The 20,086-nt window shown below is 49.3% G+C and carries 20 protein-coding genes; 14 read left to right on the top strand and 6 right to left on the bottom strand.

Translation table 11 applies throughout. The annotated features are described in order from the left end of the window. Nucleotides 1-42 precede the first annotated feature (42 nt). Nucleotides 43-1,296: a TIGR03862 family flavoprotein gene (locus FXV75_RS00920; RefSeq protein ID WP_148830764.1), complete on the bottom strand. Its 1,254-nt coding sequence runs from the start codon at nt 1,294-1,296 to the stop codon at nt 43-45. A gap of 52 nt (nt 1,297-1,348) precedes the next feature. Beyond that, a complete protein-coding gene (locus tag FXV75_RS00915) occupies nt 1,349-1,912 on the bottom strand; it encodes an acyltransferase (RefSeq protein ID WP_148830763.1) in 564 nt (187 codons plus the stop codon). Nucleotides 1,913-2,078: 166 nt separating this feature from the next. On the opposite strand from FXV75_RS00915, the gene FXV75_RS00910 reads away from it, so the two are divergent. Next, entirely contained in the window at nt 2,079-3,113 is a 1,035-nt protein-coding gene (locus FXV75_RS00910) for a glycosyltransferase family 9 protein (protein WP_222863068.1), read from the top strand. Between the two features lie 53 nt (nt 3,114-3,166). Here the strand turns inward: FXV75_RS00910 and FXV75_RS00905 are convergent, their stop codons facing one another. Next, nucleotides 3,167-3,748 carry a DUF502 domain-containing protein gene (locus tag FXV75_RS00905; RefSeq protein WP_148830762.1) on the bottom strand — a complete coding sequence of 194 codons (582 nt, stop codon included), beginning with the start codon at nt 3,746-3,748 and terminating at the stop codon, nt 3,167-3,169. Between the two features lie 201 nt (nt 3,749-3,949). Between FXV75_RS00905 and FXV75_RS00900 the strand changes: the two genes are divergently transcribed. The 4 genes from FXV75_RS00900 to FXV75_RS00885 are packed head-to-tail and all read left to right on the top strand — an operon-like array spanning nt 3,950 to nt 7,961. Next, nucleotides 3,950-4,909, top strand: coding sequence for an HlyD family secretion protein (locus FXV75_RS00900; protein WP_148830761.1), 960 nt, complete (start codon nt 3,950-3,952; stop codon nt 4,907-4,909). Then, a complete protein-coding gene (locus FXV75_RS00895) occupies nt 4,906-5,859 on the top strand; it encodes an ATP-binding cassette domain-containing protein (RefSeq protein WP_148830760.1) in 954 nt (317 codons plus the stop codon). The genes FXV75_RS00900 and FXV75_RS00895 overlap by 4 nt, the downstream gene beginning before the upstream one ends. Nucleotides 5,860-5,869: 10 nt before the next feature. Next, nucleotides 5,870-7,021, top strand: coding sequence for an ABC transporter permease (locus FXV75_RS00890; RefSeq protein WP_148830759.1), 1,152 nt, complete (start codon nt 5,870-5,872; stop codon nt 7,019-7,021). Nucleotides 7,022-7,052: 31 nt separating this feature from the next. Beyond that, a complete protein-coding gene (locus tag FXV75_RS00885) occupies nt 7,053-7,961 on the top strand; it encodes a LysR family transcriptional regulator (RefSeq protein ID WP_148830758.1) in 909 nt (302 codons plus the stop codon). Here FXV75_RS00885 and FXV75_RS00880 read toward each other — a convergent pair. Beyond that, nucleotides 7,958-9,292, bottom strand: coding sequence for an amidase family protein (locus tag FXV75_RS00880; protein ID WP_222863067.1), 1,335 nt, complete (start codon nt 9,290-9,292; stop codon nt 7,958-7,960). The genes FXV75_RS00885 and FXV75_RS00880 overlap by 4 nt on opposite strands. Before the next feature lie 209 nt (nt 9,293-9,501). On the opposite strand from FXV75_RS00880, the gene FXV75_RS00875 reads away from it, so the two are divergent. From FXV75_RS00875 to ahpF, 9 genes are all read left to right on the top strand, one after another. After that, nucleotides 9,502-10,302, top strand: a complete 801-nt coding sequence (locus FXV75_RS00875; protein WP_148830756.1) for a putative hydro-lyase — start codon at nt 9,502-9,504, stop codon at nt 10,300-10,302. Between the two features lie 123 nt (nt 10,303-10,425). Then, the gene (locus tag FXV75_RS00870) at nt 10,426-11,388 is read left to right on the top strand and encodes a TRAP transporter substrate-binding protein (RefSeq protein ID WP_148830755.1); all 963 of its coding nucleotides are present in this window, start codon (nt 10,426-10,428) and stop codon (nt 11,386-11,388) included. A 138-nt stretch (nt 11,389-11,526) separates the two neighbouring features. Beyond that, nucleotides 11,527-12,045 carry a TRAP transporter small permease gene (locus tag FXV75_RS00865; RefSeq protein WP_148830754.1) on the top strand — a complete coding sequence of 173 codons (519 nt, stop codon included), beginning with the start codon at nt 11,527-11,529 and terminating at the stop codon, nt 12,043-12,045. Further along, on the top strand, nt 12,045-13,352 hold the full coding sequence (locus tag FXV75_RS00860; RefSeq protein ID WP_148830753.1) for a TRAP transporter large permease: 1,308 nt from the start codon (nt 12,045-12,047) through the stop codon (nt 13,350-13,352). The genes FXV75_RS00865 and FXV75_RS00860 overlap by 1 nt, the downstream gene beginning before the upstream one ends. Nucleotides 13,353-13,372: 20 nt before the next feature. After that, complete coding sequence (locus tag FXV75_RS00855; protein ID WP_148830752.1) at nt 13,373-14,137, top strand: 5-oxoprolinase subunit PxpA; 765 nt, start codon at nt 13,373-13,375, stop codon at nt 14,135-14,137. Nucleotides 14,138-14,140: 3 nt separating this feature from the next. Beyond that, complete coding sequence (pxpB, locus tag FXV75_RS00850) at nt 14,141-14,890, top strand: 5-oxoprolinase subunit PxpB (protein ID WP_262368426.1); 750 nt, start codon at nt 14,141-14,143, stop codon at nt 14,888-14,890. Next, complete coding sequence (locus FXV75_RS00845; RefSeq protein ID WP_148830751.1) at nt 14,880-15,803, top strand: biotin-dependent carboxyltransferase family protein; 924 nt, start codon at nt 14,880-14,882, stop codon at nt 15,801-15,803. The genes pxpB and FXV75_RS00845 overlap by 11 nt, the downstream gene beginning before the upstream one ends. Before the next feature lie 176 nt (nt 15,804-15,979). Beyond that, nucleotides 15,980-16,537 (top strand): alkyl hydroperoxide reductase subunit C, encoded by a 558-nt coding sequence (ahpC, locus tag FXV75_RS00840; protein ID WP_148830750.1) that lies wholly within the window; start codon nt 15,980-15,982, stop codon nt 16,535-16,537. Between the two features lie 124 nt (nt 16,538-16,661). Then, entirely contained in the window at nt 16,662-18,209 is a 1,548-nt protein-coding gene (gene ahpF / locus FXV75_RS00835; RefSeq protein WP_148830748.1) for an alkyl hydroperoxide reductase subunit F, read from the top strand. 311 nt (nt 18,210-18,520) lie between these two features. Here ahpF and FXV75_RS00825 read toward each other — a convergent pair whose 3' ends face one another. Beyond that, nucleotides 18,521-19,441 carry a nucleotidyl transferase AbiEii/AbiGii toxin family protein gene (locus FXV75_RS00825; RefSeq protein WP_148830746.1) on the bottom strand — a complete coding sequence of 307 codons (921 nt, stop codon included), beginning with the start codon at nt 19,439-19,441 and terminating at the stop codon, nt 18,521-18,523. Beyond that, a complete protein-coding gene (gene abiEi, locus FXV75_RS00820; protein ID WP_410428240.1) occupies nt 19,431-19,970 on the bottom strand; it encodes a type IV toxin-antitoxin system AbiEi family antitoxin in 540 nt (179 codons plus the stop codon). The genes FXV75_RS00825 and abiEi overlap by 11 nt, the downstream gene beginning before the upstream one ends. Nucleotides 19,971-20,086 lie beyond the last annotated feature (116 nt).

Raw genomic sequence — 20,086 nt, 5'->3', positions numbered from 1 at the left:
AATACAAACACAAGGCCCGATGGTATGAATCATTGGGCTTTTTTATGTGTTCAAAAACTCACACACACCTCGACCCGCCATCTTGCCCGTCGCAAAACAGGCGGTCAACAAATAGCCACCGGTCGGCGCTTCCCAGTCGAGCATTTCACCGGCGCAAAAAACGCCAGGCAGTGCGTTCAACATCAAACGAGCATCAACACTGCTTTCGCACACGCCACCAGCGGTAGAAATCACTTCGTCAATCGGCTTGGTTTTGTAAAAACTCACCGGCACCGCTTTCAAACAAGCCGCTAAGGCTTCTGGTGTTTGAAACGCCTCTTTACTAAAGGCCTCATGCAAAAGCGCCGCCTTAACGCCACCGATGTTCAGCGTGCGTTTTAAATACTTGCTAAACGACTCTTTTGGCTTGGTATTACGCAATTTCTTGACGACCTGCTCTTCGCTCTGCAACGGCAAAAAATCCATCGTCAAAGACGAGTGTGTGTGTGCATTGATTCCGTCTCGAAGGTACTTAGAAAACGCGTAAATTAAACTGCCTTCCATGCCATCTTTGGTAACAATGCATTCGCCTTTTTTTGTGACAACATGCCCATTAGCGAACACAAACGAAAACGCCACATCCTTTAATGGACTGCCTGCAAACTTGGTTTGTAAGTGTTCACTCCAATGACTGTAAAACCCGCAGTTGGCGCTTTGCAGCGGCGCAACGGTGACGCCTTTTTCAGCCAATATCGGCAACCAAGCCCCATCGGAACCGAGCTTTGGCCAACTGGCGCCCCCCATCGCCAATACTACGGCATCGGCCTGAACCTCGACGGTCTCGCCATTATGATCAAACGTCAGATGATTCTTTTTCATTGACGTCATTTTGTGGCGCATGTGGAATTCCACACCCGATTCACGTAATCGCTTCAACCAATGGCGCAATAACGGCGCGGCTTTCATGTCTTTCGGAAACACTCGACCCGACGTCCCGACGAAAGTTTCTACGCCCAGCCCATGAATCCAATCTTGCAAGGCGTCGGCGTCAAACTGACGAATCGACGTGTCCAGCCAATCGGCTTTGTCATAATAACGCTGAATAAAATCAGGATAGGCTTCAGAATGCGTGATGTTCATCCCGCCCACACCCGCCAATAAAAATTTACGGCACGCACTCGGTTTTGCATCGTACACCTGCACCTGATGCCCTGCGGCACAAATTTCTTCCGCGGCCATCAAGCCCGCCGGGCCTGCACCGACTATCACGACTGTTTTTTGCTTTTGTCCTGTTTCTTCTTTACCGATCACGGTCATCTACACACTTTTTGGGGAGGTTATTGTACGGGCTATTAAATTGTACGAGCTATTAAAAAGTGCACTCATTTTGCCAAGTCACACCATGCGAAACGACTTTTGCAGGCACGCCAGCGGCCACCGAACCCGAATCAATGCTCTTGGTTAACGTGGAATTAATGCCCACAATGCAATCGTTTCCAATGGTTACTCCCTTTAATACAGTGACACTGTCTGCCAACCAAACACGGTCGCCAATAAAAATACTCTTTGCCGGATTAATGCGCTTTCCTTCTCTGAGAATGTCGTGCCCATCGCTGGTCATCACATTCACATTACGCGACAACATGCAGCCAGCCCCCAAAATCAGTTGGGTGCCCTTTTCGCGTGAAGATAAATAGCAACCTTCCCCAATCACACAACCTTCACCAATGGAAAGCGTACAATTATCGCCAATGAGTTCAATGTTCACACCTCGTAAATTGGCATGACGTGCCATTATTAACGTGTTGTTTTTACCCTTAATGGTAATTTTACACTGTCGAATACGCACATCCGTGGCTATATCGATATGATGATGGCCTTTTATTTTAAAAGTATTTCTTGCGAGCAAAAGATATTTTTTAAAAAAGTTCATACAATGTCATTCCAATTACAATGAATCAATTTAACAGAAAAAGCCTTTATTAAAGTAACGTCGACGCTATAATTCAATGCTTTATATAAGCCTACTTTTCAACAATCAATATCGATACTTGAAGGCCAAAAGCACACCTTAAAGTATCTGACACTAAGGTAAAACAATGAAGCATCCATGGCTGGAAAGCATGAAGAACCTATGGTTTGAACAAGGAGCGTACGTCACAAAAAAAGCCAGGGAGTATATCACCTCTGATTTTAACCCAAATAACGTTCAAAAAATCACTGTGATTCGTCATGCCGCGTTGGGTGACCAGGTCATCTTAAGACCCTTTCTGGTAGAAGCTCGCCGTTTTTTCCCTAACGCTAAAATCACCCTTTCTTGCGTATCTCATTATCAATATGGTATGCCAACAGATCTGGCCGATTGTGTGCACATAATGCCCAGTAAAAAGACCAAAAACGAATTTAAAGCCAAACTGGATAGTATCAAAGCACTCGGTGAACAAGACATTATTTTTGACCTTGCTGGAACAAACCGCTCTTATTGGATAACATTTTTAACGAAAGCAAAGCTGAAAATCGGTTTTCCTTATCGCGCTTTGCTTCGCGGCACACTTTACAATCTGTGCGTTTTACGATCAGATTTCCAAGCCGAAGTCGAAACCATGCTGGACATGTTAAGAGTACTTGGACACAACCCGCCTCATCGATTGGATTTTGCCTACCCAGACCATCAAGCATTATGCGATAAAGCATCGCCTTTTATTCTTTACTTCAATGGTGCTTCTCAGTTGCGAAAAGTACTCTCAAAAGACCAAATGCGCGAGGTACTGGAAAAAAGCATGGCCGAATTTCCAGACAGTCAGCACATTTACTTAGAAGGTAAAAACGACTTTGAAAAAGGCGACTACCTAAACGATTTAACCAAACTGCATTCTCATTTTAGTATTCAGCCTTGCTTGGAATTGAATGAGCTGGTGCATCTTATTGCCCGATCTTCTTTGCTGGTTGCACCTGATACCGGCGTTCGCAATGTCGCTATCTCAACCCATACACCCACTGTTGGCATCTTTTTCTCGACGGTACCTTTTCGATACACACCACGCTATGAAGCCCACCACATTGTCATGAGAGATAACGCTACGGTTCCTTCTAGTGACGAGATCGTCGCGGTGATACAACACGCCCTTCGGTAATGCAATTCAAAATAAGGGCGGTCAGTCAATAAGCCCAACGCCGTATTGACTGATTACCCCTTCTTCTGCCCCTGCACCCCAGCGGTTAAGGCCAGTCGCATGGCTTCTTCAACACCGATGTCGAGTTCAGTCAGTCGATCACGGGAGATATACAAGGTCATGCCGCCAATTTGGTAACTCAATGGAACATAGACTCCCACGAGACCTTGTTCGCCAAAGAGGCGTTGTCCGGTTTGTTCGCCGGTGACGAAGCCAATCACTTGCGCGCCGTTCCATTCAATCGACACCACACTTTTCATTTCTTTCTTTTCGGCAAGATTAAACACCATCATCATGTCTTTAATCGCGCCATAAAGGGATTTAACCAAGGGAATGCGTTCAAACAGGTTGTGGCTAAGTTTGACAAAATAACGGATGCCGTACAGGTTGACCAAGAAGCCGATCAACACCAAGGTGCCCAAGCTGGCGATCAACCCTAACCCAGGAAAGTACAATACGTCGGGAATCAGCCACAACAACACGGGCTGAGCGATCGCTTCACCCGTCGCCAGTAACCAATAAATCAGGTAAACCGTTAACCCTATTGGCAATACCGCCACCAGCCCCTTGAGTAATAACGCTATTAATTTGTTCATCGTGTTCGATCCTAAAAAATGATGCCCAGCATACCGCAAGCTTTGTGCCACTCCTATTAGTCTGGTGTGCAAAACAGACATTTCATTGGTGAATATCATAAGTTGGCAAATGAGCCGAGGTTTTTACTGCAGCACCTCATTTTACTGAGTACAGTGGCACAAAAACGATGGGTAAATCGTCATATTAGGAAACAGACACACATGACATCATTGACACGGTTGACTCTCCCTGCACTCATTCTTTTCTGCTTTTTGGCGCTAACGGCGTGTCAATCCGAGACCGAACACAGCGCCATGGGCACCTTAGAACGAGAACGCTTTTTATTGTTGTCGCCGGCGACAGAAAGCCTTCAAACGCTCTTCGTAAAAGAAGGGCAACGCGTCGACGCCGGAGACGTATTGTTGACGCTGGACGACGCGACAAGCAACACCTTGCTGATGCAACGCACCGCCGAACGTGAGCAAGCCCAGCAGTCACTCAACAGCCTGCTCGCCGGCACTCGACCAGAACAACTCAAGGCGACGCAAGCGGCGATCCATGCCGCCCAAGCCAATTATCAAGAAGCGGTATTGAAGCACCAACGCGCCGCCGAGTTGTATCAGAAAAAGGCCCTCAGTAAAGCGGATTTAGACGCCGCCAAAGCGTATCGAGACGCCACCGCCGCGAAAGTGGAAGAAAGCCAAGCTCATTGGTTAGAGCAAAAAAATGGCGCTTTGCCAGAAACCATCGCCCTAGCGCAAGCCAAAGTAAACGCCGCCGACGCGGCGTTGAATCGCCAGCAAATCGCGCATGAGCAATTAACCCTGCGCGCCCCTGTTTCTGGCACCATCGACACCCTGCCATGGCATGTTGGGGAACGCGTCACCACCGGCACTCAGTTGCTGAGCTTACTGGCTAACACGGCACCTTATGCCCGCGTGTATTTGCCCGCGACCGCACACGCAAGCGTGCACATCGGCGACTCGGTCAAAGTGTGGGTCGATGGTATGGACACGCCCTTCAATGGCAGAATTCGCCACATTCGCTCCCAGCCAGCCTATACCCCTTTTTATGCCCTAAACGAACGCGACCGAGCACGGCTCATGTATCTAACCGACATTGAATTACAAGACGCCGACGACTTACCCACGGGCTTAGCCGTTGAAGTACGCTTGCCATGAGCGACACCGTAGAATTCGCCATAGAAACACACGAACTCAGTAAAACCTTTGGCCTGCACACCGCGGTTAATCGGCTAAATTTGCGCATTCCTAAAGGCTGCATTTATGGTTTTCTTGGCCCAAATGGCTGCGGCAAATCCACCACCATTCGCCTGCTCACCGGCTTACTCGCGCCCTCCTCGGGAAACGTACAGATATTGGGTCAACCCTTGGCGGGCAACGAAGAAAGCATTAAGCAAAAGCTGGGCTACATGACGCAAAAATTCTCGTTATACGATTCGCTCACCACATTGGAAAACTTGCGTTTCGTTGCCGCTATTTATGGCTTTAAAGGAAAACAGAGCTCACAGCGAATTGACGACCTCATTCAACTTTACGGTTTAACGGAGCAAGCAAAACAATACGCGGGCGCCATGAGCGGCGGCCAAAAGCAACGCTTAGCACTGGCCTGCGCCACGCTGCACTCACCCGAATTGCTGTTTTTGGACGAACCCACGTCGGCGGTTGACCCTGAAAACCGTCGTGAATTCTGGGAACGCTTGTTTGATTTGAGCGACGCCGGCACCACTATTCTGGTTTCAACACACTACATGGACGAAGCGGAGCGCTGCCACGCACTGGCCATCATGGAAGACGGAAACATTCGTGCCGATGGCTCTCCTAATACGCTGATGAACGCCATGCCCGCCAACGTCATCGAGATTGGCGGCGAACATTTGCGTCAACTCAAGCACGCCTTGCTGCGGCATGAACCTGTGCTATCTGCGGCACAAATTGGCGCTCGCCTGCGTGTTTTGGTCGCCAAAAGCCAAGCCGACCCACTGGCGTTTATCCAGTCGTTGTGCGGTACACGTGCGGTCCAGCAGGTGCGCCCCAGCCTAGAAGATGTGTTTGTAACCTGCACCGGATCTGCGCACCACGAGCATAAAACAATGAGCATAAAACAATGAGCATAAAACAATGAAGCCATACCAAGGCTCAGGATGGGGGCGAATCCTTGCAATCATAATAAAAGAAATCAAACAGTTATCGCGAGATAAAATGACATTTGGGATGATCATTATGATCCCATTAGTGCAACTTATGCTGTTTGGGTACGCCATCAACACCGATGCACGACACCTCCCTGTTGGCCTAGTCGATTTAAGCCAAACCTACGAAAGCCGCGCCCTTGTACACGCTGTCGCAGCAACGCAATCGGTGGATTTCGACGCGCGTTACGCTTCCCTTCAGGCGGCACAAACCGCGATTACCCATGGCGATGTGCGCGCCATATTGTACCTGCCGCCCGACATGACCACACGGCTCATACAGCATGCTCAATACGACCCCATGCAAGCCAGCAACGTCCTAAGTCAGCCGGTTGGACAATGGATCGTCGATGGCTCAGACACCGTTGTTGCCGCGACCATTAAAGCCCTGCGTAATATGCCCCTAAACGAGGTTGCAAATCGCACTCTACGCCAGACCACACCGACGTTTGAAGTGGTGCAATATTTTAATCCAGAGCAACGTACCGTGGTCAACATTGTGCCCGGCTTGCTGGCTGTGATTCTCACCATGACGATGATTTTATTCACCGCCACCGCCCTGGTTCGTGAGCAAGAACAAGGCAACATGGAGTTTCTGATCACCACCCCCATTCGACCGATGGAACTGATGATCGGCAAAATCGTCCCTTATGTGGTGATCGGTATGCTGCAAATAGGCATTATTCTGGGTGTCGGGTATGGGGTGTTTGCCGTGCCCGTAACCGGCAGCCTAATGGCGCTGGGCATGGCGTCCTTGTTGTTCATTTTCGCCAGTTTAACCTTAGGCCTGATCATTTCTACCGTCGCCTCGACTCAGCTTCAAGCCATGCAAATTACCGTGTTTATTTTGTTGCCCTCTATTTTGCTGTCTGGTTTTATGTTCCCCTATGACGCCATGCCGGAAGGCGCGCAGTGGGTTGCCGAAGCTCTGCCCGCCACGCATTTTATTCGCATGGCGCGGGCCATTGTCTTACGCGACGCCAGCCTGTTGGGGTTACAAAATGATGCCTTGTGGCTCGGACTCTTTACCCTAGTGGGTCTGGTGATTGCGGCACGGCGTTTTCATAAACAATTAGGATAACCCTTTCGATGGCTTATTCAGGAGCGCTTCATTGAATTACAAACGCCTAGAAACTTTTGTTTGGGTCGCCTCGCTGGGCAACTTTCGTAAAGCCGCCGAGCGCCTTCATACCACTCAACCCGCGATTTCCGCGCGTATTTCCGGTTTAGAAAATGAATTGGGCGTGAAATTGTTTGAGCGCGAAGGGGGGTCCAGTCCGATTACCTTAACCGCAAAAGGCAAAGAGCTACTGCCCTACGTAGAAAAAATACTCTATCAGACCGAGCAACTTCGCAAACGCGCCGCCTTGTCGAATGCGTATTCTGGTGTGCTTCGATTGGGTGTGTCAGAAACCATTGTGAATACATGGCTGCCGGATTTTCTATCGCGCTTGCACACCGACATGCCCCATTTAGACGTGGAAATGACCGTCGACATTTCGTCCAATCTTACCCACGGCATCAAAGACCGATCGCTGGATTTGGGGCTTTTAATGGGGCCTATTTCTGAGCCTAATATCGTCAATAGGAAGCTGTGCACTTTTTCGCTTTCTTGGGTTGCCAGCCCAAAGCTGCAATTGCCCGACCGATTATTGTATTTAGAAGAGTTGGCCAAATGGCCGATCATTACCTACGCCCGTGCGACCAAACCTTATGTCGAAATCAACCAAAAATTCCGAGAACTGGATGGGCCTCCAACGCACTTTTTTGCGTCTACGTCCCTCGCAGCGTGCCGAAGTCTAGCCATTGACGCCGTCGGTATTTCCACCTTGCCCAAAGTGATGATCAGCAAAGAACTGGCCTCAGGCGAGCTGCAAAAAATTCGCGCTATTTGGACCCCAAGCGACCTTGCGTTTACCGCCTCCTATGCCAATGACCCCTTCAACCCTTTGGCGGAAGTCGCTACCAACATTGCGGTTGCGGCCGCCACCGCATTTACAGAGCAACAAGAGGAAGACTAAGCGAGAATCGGTTCCATGCGTTTGGCGATGCTCAGCAGCGCTTGATCCTTGCCATGACAGGCGGTGAGCATGAATCCCATGGGTTCATCTTGATAGCGAAATGGCAACGAAACACTACAGCCGTCCAACACATTGGCGAGGGACGTGTTGCGTAAACACAATAAATTCAAGCGATCGTATTGGGCATCGTGTTCTACATCCGTCAATCGGGGCGCAACCATCGCCACCGTCGGCAGTAAGAAAATCGTATTCGGTTCTTCCTCTGCCATTCGCTGAATAAAAGCCTGACGAGCCGCTTGAGTCTGCTCAAAGTCTTCCGCATTAATCGTGTTCGCCCGAGCGATACGGGAAGCCACTCGCGGATCCATGTCGGCGTTCGCTAAATCGTAGTGCTGACCATAAAACGCCTGACACTCAAACGCCGAAAATTGCCAAACTGGCAAGATTTTATACGCTTCTAGCGCGTCAATATAACGCCGTTCAATCACCCAACCTGCGGCTTCGAGGCGAGCCAATTGTTCAGCAAAGCCGTCTTCCACCAGCACATCCAAGTCATTCATACCAAAATTGCTTGGCACGACTAAAGTCAGTGAAGACACATCAGCAAGTGAAGACGCATCGGTGTTGATCGAGGCGACTTCACGATGAGACATCACTTGCCACAGCCATGCGCATTCTTCGACGGTACGGGCAATAGGCCCCACGGAATCTAAGCTGCTCGATAAGGGCAAACAGCCCACTCGTGACACGCTGCACTGCGAGGGTTTAAACCCCGTCAAGCCACAAAACGCCGCTGGAATACGCAACGACCCTCCGGTGTCCGTACCGAGCGCCATGTCGGCAATACCCAAGGCGACCGAGGCCGCTCCACCGCTGGTAGAGCCACCAGTAATACGCCCAGGATGAATCGGATTCTCTGGCGAACCATAATGAGGGTTCAGCCCCAACCCTGAATACGCCAGCTCCGTCATAGTCGTATGACCGAAGAAACTGGCACCGGATTGTCTCAATAAAGCCACCGCCTCGGCGTCTTGCAGCGCCGGCGTCTTATCGATAAACACCGACCCCGCTTGCGTCTTATAACCCTGCACCTGAAACAGATCTTTAATCGACACAATCGCCCCGTTTAGCACGCCTTGCTGAGGCTCAACATACTCAAACAATTCGGTAAAAACGGATTGGCCTCTTGCATCAATAATGTCTAAAGCACTCTGCCACGTAGCGACCAGCTCGCGATTTTGCCAAGGAAAAGACGCCTGTTTACATGTCATGCTGAATAAGCTCACTAAAAAAGGGGAGGAAACCGTATCGTCACACTTTCTGTCTTTCACACTTTCTGTCTTTCACACTTTCTGCCTTCAAAACTACCTTTCTTAAAAAGATCCGTCAAAGACAAAATCAGACAAGGCCAAAATCGGACAAGGATAACGCTTTGATAAATAAAATGGATCAAATAACCCAAAAAAACACGATTAGACTTTTATCCATAGCAAGATCTACTCTTGTTGAAACACATTGTGGCAAGAATAAGGATAAAGTGATGAGTTCTGTAGCGACGCCGTTATTACAACAAACCCATGAGTTGCGCCAAGCCATTCGCCGTCAAGCCCATACCGGCGTGACCAGCGGCTTAGTGCAAGGTGCCATGCAAGGCAACGTGGTGATTCTACCCGCTGATTGGGCAAATGAGTTTCTTTTGTTTTGTCAGAAAAATCCTGTCGCTTGCCCCTTGATTGGCGTCTCAGAAATCGGCCATTTTAGAATGCCAGAGCTGGGTCACGACATCGACATGCGCCATGACATTCCTGAATATTATGTGTACCGCAACGGTGAAAAGGTCGAAAGCCGCGCCGACATTGAAGACCTATGGCAAGACGACATGGTGGCGTTTGTACTTGGCTGCTCTTTCTCATTTGAACACGCCCTGTCTCAAGCCGGCCTAACACCGCGCAACGTAGAACAAGGCGTGAATGTGTCCATGTTTGAAACCAATATTGCCACCGTGCCCGCGGGGCGTTTCTTCGGTAATACGGTGGTGACGATGCGGCCTTATGTGGCAAAAGACGCCATTCGTGCGATTCAAATCACCACTCGCTTTCCGAAAGCCCACGGCGCGCCCTTGCATTTTGGGTCGCCTAAAGAGATCGGCATTGACGATTTACAAAACCCTGACTACGGCGACGCGGTCACGGTAAAAGACGGTGAAGTCCCTGTCTTTTGGGCTTGTGGCGTGACGCCTCAGGTCGCGATCCGTAACGCCAAACCGCCTATTTGCATTACTCATGCACCGGGCAAAATGCTGGTGACGGATTTACTCGACACCGATCTGTCGGTGATGTAGCACACCCACAAACAGCACCGTTTTACACCGTGACATAACCGTACTAATCTAACGTTTAGACTCACACTAAGAACCAAAACCAAAACCAAAAACAACACTATAATCAATTAAAAGGAACGAACCATGTTAAAAGTAACCAGCGCACTCTTAATTGGCGGACTTGTATCCGGTGCCAGCTTTGCCGAAAAATGGCACATGCCAACGCCTTACGGTGACGGCAACTTACCCACGCAAATCGCGTACTCTTTTGCCCAAGAAATCAAAGACAAAACCCAAGGTGAATTGGACGTAACCGTTCATTCTGGCGGCTCTTTGGTAAAACACACAGAAATCCCTCGTTCGGTAAAAAGCGGCCAAGTACAAATGGGGGAAGTGTTCTTAGGCATTTTGGGCAATGAAAACCCAATTTATAAACACGACAACATTCCTTTTTTAGCCACGACCTTTGAAGACGCGAAAAAACTGTGGGAAGCCGCGAAACCGGCCGTATCACAGCAGCTTGACAAAGATGGCATGATGATGCTTTACGCGGTCGCTTGGCCAGCACAAAGCTTGTACAGCGAGGCACCCGTCAATTCACTGGCCGATCTAGCGGGCACAAAAATGCGCGCTTACAGCCCATCTACTTCTCGCCTTGCCGACCTAATGGGTACCACACCGACCACCGTTCAAGTGCCTGATATTCCACAAGCGTTTAGTACCGGCATCATTCAAACGATGATCACATCCCCTTCTACCGGCGTAGACAGCCAAGCGTGGGATTACGTGAAAAACTACACCGATGTGCAAGCTTGGATCCCGAAAAACATCGTTGTGGTCAATAAACGCGCGTTTCGCCGTTTAGACAAAGCGACTCAGCAAATCATTCTGGACGCGGCGAAAAATGCCGAAGCGGAAGGTTGGACAAAAGTCGCCGCTCGCGCAGCAAAAGACAAAGCCACTTTGATCGAAAACGGCATGACCGTTGCTGAACCTTCTGCCCAGTTGCTCAAAGAGTTGCAAGCCATTGGTAAAGCCATGACCGAAGAATGGAAAGCCGAAGCACCTAAAGACATTGGCGCTATTTTGTCTCGCTACGAGAACTAAGAACCGCCCGTTTTAGTCAACAAGCCTTCCTCTCTTTTGCTTTGGCACACGGCATAAAAGCGAGAAAGAAAGGAAGGCTTGATCACGGCGATTACTTCCCACATCCTTGCCTTCATCGTTTCCAGAAAAGTGAACCTTATGAGTCCATTAAAAGACAAACTGTACCAAGCCTCTGGCCTTTTAGCCGGCTTGTGTATCGTGATCATCACTCTGCTGTTATTGGCGCAAATCGTCGGTCGTTTATTGGGCTTTATTGTGCCTTCTGCGGAAGATTTCGCCGGTTATGCGCTCGCGGCGTCCACTTTTCTTGGCCTCGCGTACACCTTTCGTGAAGGCGGTCACATTCGCGTTACCTTGGTGATCGAACGTTTTTCGCCCTTACCACGAAAAATTCAAGAAGCCACGATCCTCATTCTTTCCTTTGCTCTACTGTGCTACTTATCTTATGCCTGCAGCTACATGGTGTATGAGTCTTATATTTACGAAGAAGTGTCTTACGGCTATATTCCTGTGCCGCTGTGGATACCCCAAGTGCCGGTCGCTGTGGGTGTGATCGCACTAAACTTGGCCATTTTAGATGCCCTAATTATGGTACTAAAAGGCGAAAAACCAACCTACAGCCAACAAGAAGACGCCCTGTCTTTGGAGGAAATCTAATGGATATGATGTGGGTGTCGATTGTGCTCGCGGTGACCATGCTGGTCATGTTGTCGCTGGGAGTTTGGGTGTCGTTTACGCTCATCGCCATTGGCGGTTTAGGCTTAATTCTGTCTGAAAATTACCAAGTAGATTTGCTCTTCGCCACCTCCAGTTGGGGCGCCAGTACGGCTTGGTCGCTGACCGCTTTGCCGCTGTTTATTTGGATGGGCGAAGTGTTATTTCGAACGCGCCTATCAGAAGATTTGTTCAAAGGTTTGTCCCCTTGGTTGGGCAACGTGCCGGGCAAACTCTTGCACGTGAACATTTTAAGCTGCGGGATTTTCGCCGCAGTGTCTGGCTCATCGGCCGCCACCGCCGCGACCATTGGCCGCATGACGCTGCCGGAGCTGCGCAAGCAAGGCTACAGCGACCGCATGGCAATCGGCACACTGGCCGGCTCAGGCACCTTGGGCTTACTGATCCCGCCATCGATTATTTTGATCGTATACGGCGTGGCAGCGGAAGTCTCTATTGCGCGCTTGTTTATTGCCGGTGCGTTACCGGGTTTATTATTGGTGAGCTTATTCATGGGTTTCACCATGATCTGGGGACACCTACATAAAGACGAATTACCCAAAACCACGGGGCACGAAACCAGCTGGTCAGCGCGCATCAAAGGGTTGCGCAAACTCTTACCCGTGGTTGGTCTCATCGGCTTTGTCTTAGGCTCCATTTATGGTGGCATTACCACGCCAACCGAAGCCGCGGCCATCGGTGTTACCGGCGCCTTAGTGCTGGCCGCGTTGACAGGTTCATTAAGTCGTCACAGCTTTATGGACAGCTTATTAGGCGCGGTAAAAAGCTCCTGTATGATTGGTTTTATCTTGGTCGGCGCGCACTTTTTGACCTTAGCAATGGGCTTTTTAGGCATCCCTAAAGCGCTGGCCGTATGGATCGCTGGCATGTCGTTGTCGCCGATGGAATTGATCTTGTACCTGACAGTATTGTTTGTGATCTTGGGGTGCTTCCTCGATGGCATCTCTGTGGTCGTGCTGACCGTGGCGGTGATTTTACCCATGGTCGAAGCGGCGAACATTGACTTACTGTGGTTTGGTATTTTCATTGTCTTGGTGGTGGAAATGTCGCAGATAACCCCGCCGGTGGGGTTCAATCTGTTTGTGATACAGGCGCTCACGGGGAAAAATATTTTGTACGTGGCCAAAGCCGCCTTACCGTTCTTTTTATTGATCGGCGTGGCGATTCTGCTCATCAGCGTGTTTCCTGAGATTGTCACGTATTTACCGACCACCATGTCACAAAACTAATTCAACAAAAGGAATCAACGATGAAATTAAATTGCGATATGGGCGAAGCGTTCGGCACATGGGCAATGGGTCTCGATGATCAAATCATGCCGTTTGTGGACCAAGCGAATGTGGCCTGTGGCTTTCACGCCTCTGACCCACTCACTATGGCGAAAACCGTGGCACTGGCAAAACAGCACGGCGTCACCATTGGCGCGCACCCTGCTTATCCCGATTTAGTGGGCTTTGGTCGTCGTAATATGGACATTGCCCCCGCGGAGCTAAAAGCCCTTATTCAATACCAAATTGGCGCGCTCAAAGGCATTTGCGACAGCCAAAATACGCAAATCGACTATGTCAAACCCCATGGTGCCTTGTACAACACCATGATGGCGGATTTTTCCGTGCTCGACACCGTCATGCAAGCGGTGAGCGAACTCGACGCCACTCTGATTTTAATGGTGATGGCGGTACCGGAAGCGCCTGAAATCAAGAAAATGGCGAAAAAATACGGCCTCAGCGTTTGGTTTGAAGCCTTTTCCGATCGCTTATACACAGACGAAGGGCGGCTCATGCCGCGCAAAGAACCCAACGCAGTGCACGCCAGTTTCGACCTGATCGAACAGCAAGTAACACAACTCTGTGAACACGGCACCTTGACCACCGCGTCGGGCAAAACCCTAGCCATTCACGCCGACACCATTTGCGTACACGGTGATGGCGCCCACGCCGTCGATGCGGTAACGCGGATTCGTACGCTCATCGATCGGCTTAACGATCCACACCACAAAGGCCGCGTGAAATAAGCCATGAGCCAGAATGTCTTTCTCAATACCGACCGGCCTAATCCCGACATGACGGATAACAACCTGCCCAGCCTCAACATGGTCAGCAATCAGGCCTGTCTACTGACGTTTAGCCAAGTCATCAGCGACGCCACATCTCATTACATCGCTCAGGTTACTCAGCAATTAAACACGCTGGAGGGCATTGTCGATATGGTGCCATCTTACACCACGCTGTTGGTGGTGTTTGATGACGACCGTTATGACCGCTTTGCTATTGTCAAAGCCATTCGTCAGACCCTACGCGCCATTGACCCAAACGACGTGTCGATCATTGACCATCGCGAAGTGGTGATTCCCGTGTATTACGCCAACGAAGTTGGGCCAGACCTCAACGACGTGGCCCGCCATTGTCGGCTCAGTATCGACGAAGTGATTCAGCGTCATCACAGCACCACATACCGAGCTTACGCGATTGGCTTCACACCGGGCTTTGCTTTTTTGGGCAACACACCCGACGAACTGCACGTATCGCGTAAAACCACACCACGCTTAAAAGTACCCGTAGGCAGCGTCGCCATTGCTGAAAACCAAACCGCGGTCTACCCCAGCGTCACCCCTGGCGGCTGGCAAATTATTGGCCGTACGCCGATCCATTTAATCGATTGGGGCAGCAAGAATCTCGCCTTAATCGCCATGGGCGACTCGGTTCGGTTCGAGCCGATTTCTCGGGACGAATTCTTAGTATTAGGAGGTCAGCTCGATGGCTTTTAAGGTAATCAAACCCGGCTTATTGGCGCTGCTGCAAGATTTAGGTCGTCACGGTCATCAGTCCATCGGCCTCACCACCGGCGGCCCCATGGACGAAGTAGCGTTTCGCTGGGGCAACGCCTTGCTGGAAAACGAGCCTAACGCCGCGCAAATAGAAATCACCTTTGGTAGGTTCACCGTAGAAGCCCAAGCAAACACCAGCATCGCCATTACCGGCGCCGATTTGGGCGCCACGCTGAATGGCAAAAGCCTCACGCCGTGGCAAAGCTACGCCATTAAAAAAGGCGATGTGCTCGCGTTCCACCAGCCAGTATGGGGCTTACGGGCTTACCTTGCCGTTAAAGGGGGCTTCTTATGCGAACCTACCCTAGGCAGCGTGGCGACCGTCGTGCGCGAGAAAATCGGCGGCCTAACGGGCAAGGGCGACAAATTGCAAAAAGGCGATCTGCTGGCTTACCAAACCGGCGCGGTGCATCGGCAAACGTCAGTACCGCGATTGGCGATACCCCATTACGGTGTAAAAGACATTCCCGTGATCTTAGGCTATCAATACAAAGGCTTCTCCACATCGGAGCGGGCCACCTTTTTTTCCAGCGATTATACGGTATCGTCAAACTCGGATCGCATGGGCTATCGCTTAGAAGGCCAAGCCATCCGCAGCGACACCAAGGGCATTATTTCCGAGGGCATTGCGTACGGCGCGATTCAAATCCCCAAAGACGGCCAACCCATCGTGTTACTGCGAGATAGGCAAACCATCGGCGGCTACCCAAAAATAGGCTGTGTCACGCGCATCGGAGGCGGCCTATTAGCGCAACAAAAGCCGGGCGATGTCATCCAGTTTACCCCCATAACCGTGGACCAAGCGGAACGCGAACGTCATTTGCAAATGGCACGTTTTGAACAGTGGCGCTAGTCGCCACTTCATGTCTTAACGATTATCGGTCGTCGCCTTTTTCTGCTTTACTTGAGGTTGATCAATAGTTTTTCCTAATTGAAACTTTAGTTAATAACAATTTTCTAAATGATCATACTTCTCCTACTATGAGCTCTGTTAACAACACATACTTAAATCCCTCTAGGAGAAACACCATGGTCAACACGCAAATCAAACCATTCAATGCAACGGCTTTTAAAAACGGCGAATTCGTCGACATCTCTGAAAAAGACGTGCTAGGCAAATGGTCTATCTTTTTCTTCTACCCAGCTGATTTCACCTTTGTTTGCCCAACTGAGCTTGGCGACGTAGCAGACCACTATGCTGAGCTTCAGTCTCGTGGCGTTGAAGTATTCTCTGTGTCTACCGACACGCACTTCACTCACAAAGCATGGCACGCCAGCTCTGAAACCATCGGTAAAATCCAGTACTACATGGTAGGCGACCAGTCTGGCAAGATCACCAACAACTTCGGTGTGATGCGCGAAGGTCAAGGTCTTGCTGACCGTGCGACTTTCTTGATCGATCCAGAAGGCACAATCCAAGCGATGGAAATTACGGCTGAAGGCATTGGCCGTGATGCGCAAGATCTTCTTCGCAAAGTGAAAGCCGCACAATACGTAGCCGCTCACCCAGGTGAAGTTTGCCCTGCAAAATGGAAAGAAGGCGAAGCAACACTGACACCTTCTTTAGATCTTGTTGGCAAAATCTAAGCTGACTTTTCTGGCTCCTTTTACTCACGTTTAGACAATAAACCGTAAAAGGGGTCAGATCCCCAGCCCTCTCCTTTACTTCGCAACACAGCTAATCACTCAATCAAACACAGGTTTCATCATCATGTTAGAAGCAAACATCAAACAACAGCTGGGCACCTACCTGCAGAATATCGTTAACCCGATTGACATTACTGTGTCCACCAATCAAACCGCAAAATCACAAGAATTACTCGACTTAGCCCGTGAAATTACCGAGCTAAAGAGCGACAAAATCACCTTGATCATCGACGACAAGGCAACAGGTCGCGCACCACAAATGGCGATTAGCCCCGCAGGCCAAGCGCCGCGTGTGCGCTTTGCTGGCATTCCAATGGGTCACGAGTTTACCTCTCTCGTATTGGCCTTGTTACAAGCCGGTGGTCACCCATCAAAAGTCGCGCAAGACACACAAGCACAGATTAAAACGTTGGACGCGACATTGGATTTTGAGGTGTACATTTCCCTCTCATGCCACAACTGCCCAGACGTGGTTCAAGCGGTGAATTTAATGGCCATATTGAACCCGAACGTCAGTGCCACCATGATCGACGGCGCCTTGTTCCAAGACGAAGTAGAGCAGCGTGAAATCATGGCGGTACCGTCCGTTTATCTAAACGGCGAGTTGTTCGGCCAAGGCCGCATGACCCTAGACGAAATTCTAAACAAGGTCGACACCGGCGCCGCCGACAAACACGCCGCGAGCTTGTCTGAAAAAGCCCCTTACGACATGTTGGTCATTGGTGGTGGCCCAGCAGGCGCGGCGGCCGCGATCTACTCGGCGCGTAAAGGCATTCGTACCGGTGTGGTGGCAGAGCGTTTTGGTGGCCAAGTGGCCGATACCATGGCGATTGAAAACTTCATTTCTATGAAAGCCACTGACGGTCCAAAATTGGTCGCAGGTCTTGAACAACACGTTTTAGACTACGATGTCGACGTGATGAAACTGCAAAAAGCGGTTCGACTTGAGAAGAAAGAATTCATCGAAATCGAGCTGGAAAACGGCGCGATTCTAAAAAGTAAATCCGTTGTGTTAGCCACAGGCGCACGCTGGAGAGAAATGAACGTACCGGGCGAGCAAGAATACCGTAACAAAGGCGTGGCGTACTGCCCACACTGCGATGGCCCTATTTTCAAAGGCAAGAAAACCGCCGTCATTGGTGGCGGTAACTCAGGCATTGAAGCAGCGATTGATTTGGCGGGCATCGTAGAACACGTTACCGTATTGGAATTTGGCGATACGCTGCGTGCCGACGCGGTTTTGGTGAAAAAAGCCCATTCCTTGCCAAACGTCACCATCATTAAAAACGCCATGACCACGGAAGTATTGGGCGATGGCCAAAAAGTGATTGGACTGCAATACACAGACCGCACCACCAACGAATCACACAAGGTCGATCTAGCGGGTATTTTCGTGCAAATCGGTTTAGTACCGAACAGTGAATTCTTGAAAGACACGTTGGAATTAACCAATCGCGGCGAAATCGTCATCAACGCCCACGGTGAGACCTCAGTGCCTGGTGTCTTTGCCGCCGGCGACGTCACCACCACGCCGTACAAGCAGATCATCATCTCGATGGGCTCTGGCGCCACCGCGGCCCTTGGTGCGTTTGATTACTTGATTCGTCACTAACATCAGACCATCGTTCTTTGTAAAACCCATCCACCGCCCTCTGGCTTAGCCAAAGGGCGGTTTTCTATTGTAGAACCCCAAGCCCCATTTACAGCGAGCCGCCCACGCCTTTGAATTTCTCAACAAACGCAGCAACACGCTGAAACACCGTTTGCTTCTGGGTTCGGTACTGTGGGTTCAATGGGCTGAGTTTGGGTAAGGCGTCGTTGAGTGTTTCAGACGTGATAACGTCCTTGGCTTCGTTTTTCAGGAGAACCTAATTTTTTATCAACCTAGCTACCCACTGAAAAACGCGTTAGTTCATCCCTGTTTTACATTCTAAATTCATTATTAGTCACCTTGCCTAGTAATTCGTTACTCACCGTTTTAAACAGTTTCGCCAAAGTATTTTGCAGATAAACTTGAAACTTATCCTGAGCTAGAGTTCTATCAAATACATCTGTTGGTAAGAAACGTTTCATTTCTGCAATGAACACATCACTAGACACAATATCAGGAAGTCTTTCGAGAAAGTTTTCCAACATTTTGTTGAAGTGCTCAAGTTTATAATCTGACACCTTGTTGTTAACTAAGTCCATATTGAGTGTCGCGCCTTGTTGCTGTAACCAAGCTAAATCCCATATATCTCGGTGGCGGACATACCTTGTTGTGGCAGGTAAGGAAATGATTTTATCCGCCATGACTTCCTCCAAGCTTTCTGTCAAAATTAGCGTATCACTGTATCCATCAGGCAAAAAATCATAGTTTATTTGAAGAGATTGCGGCTCTCTTGTATAGGCTGGAATGTTTGCCACTTCTACTTTGATTTTTTGTTTTGGCAGATCTTTTCTCTCATGAGAAGTCACTACCGCGATTTGCCACTTATCAATGCTCAATTCAGAATAGTTAGGATCTTGCTTTAGATCCTCTGGTTCTCTTACTGTCACTTCAAGCCCGTAGCGTTCGCCAATGTACTTTTCTATACAATCTTTCATGTCTGCCAACATTGCTGAGCTGAAACCCTTCCCGCCAGCAAAATCCAGATCTTCGCTGAAACGATTGCCTCCATAACAAAGTCGTAACGACGTGCCACCTTGAAACGTTAGTTTGTCCAGAAGTCCACCTTTCTCTAGCGCAAATAAAATATCGTAGTGTAAGAGCTCTTTCTCTATCACTGAACGCATATGAGATACATTTTCAACCTGCATTGCTTTATTCACCAATAGCGCGAAATTTTCTTGATCAATTTTCATATAGCTCATCCTTGCTTACTAAATGTGTATTTCGGCCAACTCGTTTTAAGTCTCTGTATGCCGTTTGTTTCGTTGCTAACCTAAGTGGTCTGCCGACTAAACGGGTATTTTCTATAATATCCATTGGATCTCGTTTCGTATGCGTGAATTCAATGGTACCCAAAGGTGTTTTGAATTCACCGGAACGTCCCGTTGTCATAACCGTTAAGCGATCTACTGGCATTTGTGAAATAACCCCAAAATCAGAAAGTGCAGACTCCAAGCTAATGTAGTTATATTCACCACGTCGAATGGTTTTAGCAATTTTCTCCAACGTATCGCTGCCTTTCGACTGCGCTAAATTGTATAAGTACACACCATTCATCATTCGAGTGAGCAAGCCATCGTTTTGCAAACGTTTAATTCCCGCACGCAATGCTCGTTCATTATCTTGATGAAAGATTTTCGCCAAATCTGAATGAGTAAAAACACAGCGACCACGCTTGTCATATTCTAAGAGCTTTTTAATTGCCTCAGTCTTTTTCACCATACGCCTCTAGTTATCAAGGATGACACTTAAACATGCCATAAGAGTAGACTTAATCTTTGTGGGGCACAAGTCCACAATAATGACACTAAAAAGCGTCAAATTTGTTAACTTGAATT

This window comes from Marinomonas sp. IMCC 4694 (assembly GCF_008122525.1).
GTDB lineage: Bacteria > Pseudomonadota > Gammaproteobacteria > Pseudomonadales > Marinomonadaceae > Marinomonas.
Note: the sequence above shows the minus strand (reverse complement) of the source record. Positions and strands in the feature narration are given on the sequence as shown.

Bases quoted from the DNA above. Each gene is read 5' to 3' on its own strand.
- FXV75_RS00920 (WP_148830764.1), bottom strand. From the start codon at position 1,296: ATGACCGTGATCGGTAAAGAAGAAACAGGACAAAAGCAAAAAACAGTC.
- FXV75_RS00915 (WP_148830763.1), bottom strand. From the start codon at position 1,912: ATGAACTTTTTTAAAAAATATCTTTTGCTCGCAAGAAATACTTTTAAA.
- FXV75_RS00910 (WP_222863068.1), top strand. From the start codon at position 2,079: ATGAAGCATCCATGGCTGGAAAGCATGAAGAACCTATGGTTTGAACAA.
- FXV75_RS00905 (WP_148830762.1), bottom strand. From the start codon at position 3,748: ATGAACAAATTAATAGCGTTATTACTCAAGGGGCTGGTGGCGGTATTG.
- FXV75_RS00900 (WP_148830761.1), top strand. From the start codon at position 3,950: ATGACATCATTGACACGGTTGACTCTCCCTGCACTCATTCTTTTCTGC.
- FXV75_RS00895 (WP_148830760.1), top strand. From the start codon at position 4,906: ATGAGCGACACCGTAGAATTCGCCATAGAAACACACGAACTCAGTAAA.
- FXV75_RS00890 (WP_148830759.1), top strand. From the start codon at position 5,870: ATGAAGCCATACCAAGGCTCAGGATGGGGGCGAATCCTTGCAATCATA.
- FXV75_RS00875 (WP_148830756.1), top strand. From the start codon at position 9,502: ATGAGTTCTGTAGCGACGCCGTTATTACAACAAACCCATGAGTTGCGC.
- FXV75_RS00870 (WP_148830755.1), top strand. From the start codon at position 10,426: ATGTTAAAAGTAACCAGCGCACTCTTAATTGGCGGACTTGTATCCGGT.
- FXV75_RS00865 (WP_148830754.1), top strand. From the start codon at position 11,527: ATGAGTCCATTAAAAGACAAACTGTACCAAGCCTCTGGCCTTTTAGCC.
- FXV75_RS00860 (WP_148830753.1), top strand. From the start codon at position 12,045: ATGGATATGATGTGGGTGTCGATTGTGCTCGCGGTGACCATGCTGGTC.
- FXV75_RS00855 (WP_148830752.1), top strand. From the start codon at position 13,373: ATGAAATTAAATTGCGATATGGGCGAAGCGTTCGGCACATGGGCAATG.
- pxpB (WP_262368426.1), top strand. From the start codon at position 14,141: ATGAGCCAGAATGTCTTTCTCAATACCGACCGGCCTAATCCCGACATG.
- FXV75_RS00845 (WP_148830751.1), top strand. From the start codon at position 14,880: ATGGCTTTTAAGGTAATCAAACCCGGCTTATTGGCGCTGCTGCAAGAT.
- ahpC (WP_148830750.1), top strand. From the start codon at position 15,980: ATGGTCAACACGCAAATCAAACCATTCAATGCAACGGCTTTTAAAAAC.
- ahpF (WP_148830748.1), top strand. From the start codon at position 16,662: ATGTTAGAAGCAAACATCAAACAACAGCTGGGCACCTACCTGCAGAAT.
- FXV75_RS00825 (WP_148830746.1), bottom strand. From the start codon at position 19,441: ATGAAAATTGATCAAGAAAATTTCGCGCTATTGGTGAATAAAGCAATG.
- abiEi (WP_410428240.1), bottom strand. From the start codon at position 19,970: ATGGTGAAAAAGACTGAGGCAATTAAAAAGCTCTTAGAATATGACAAG.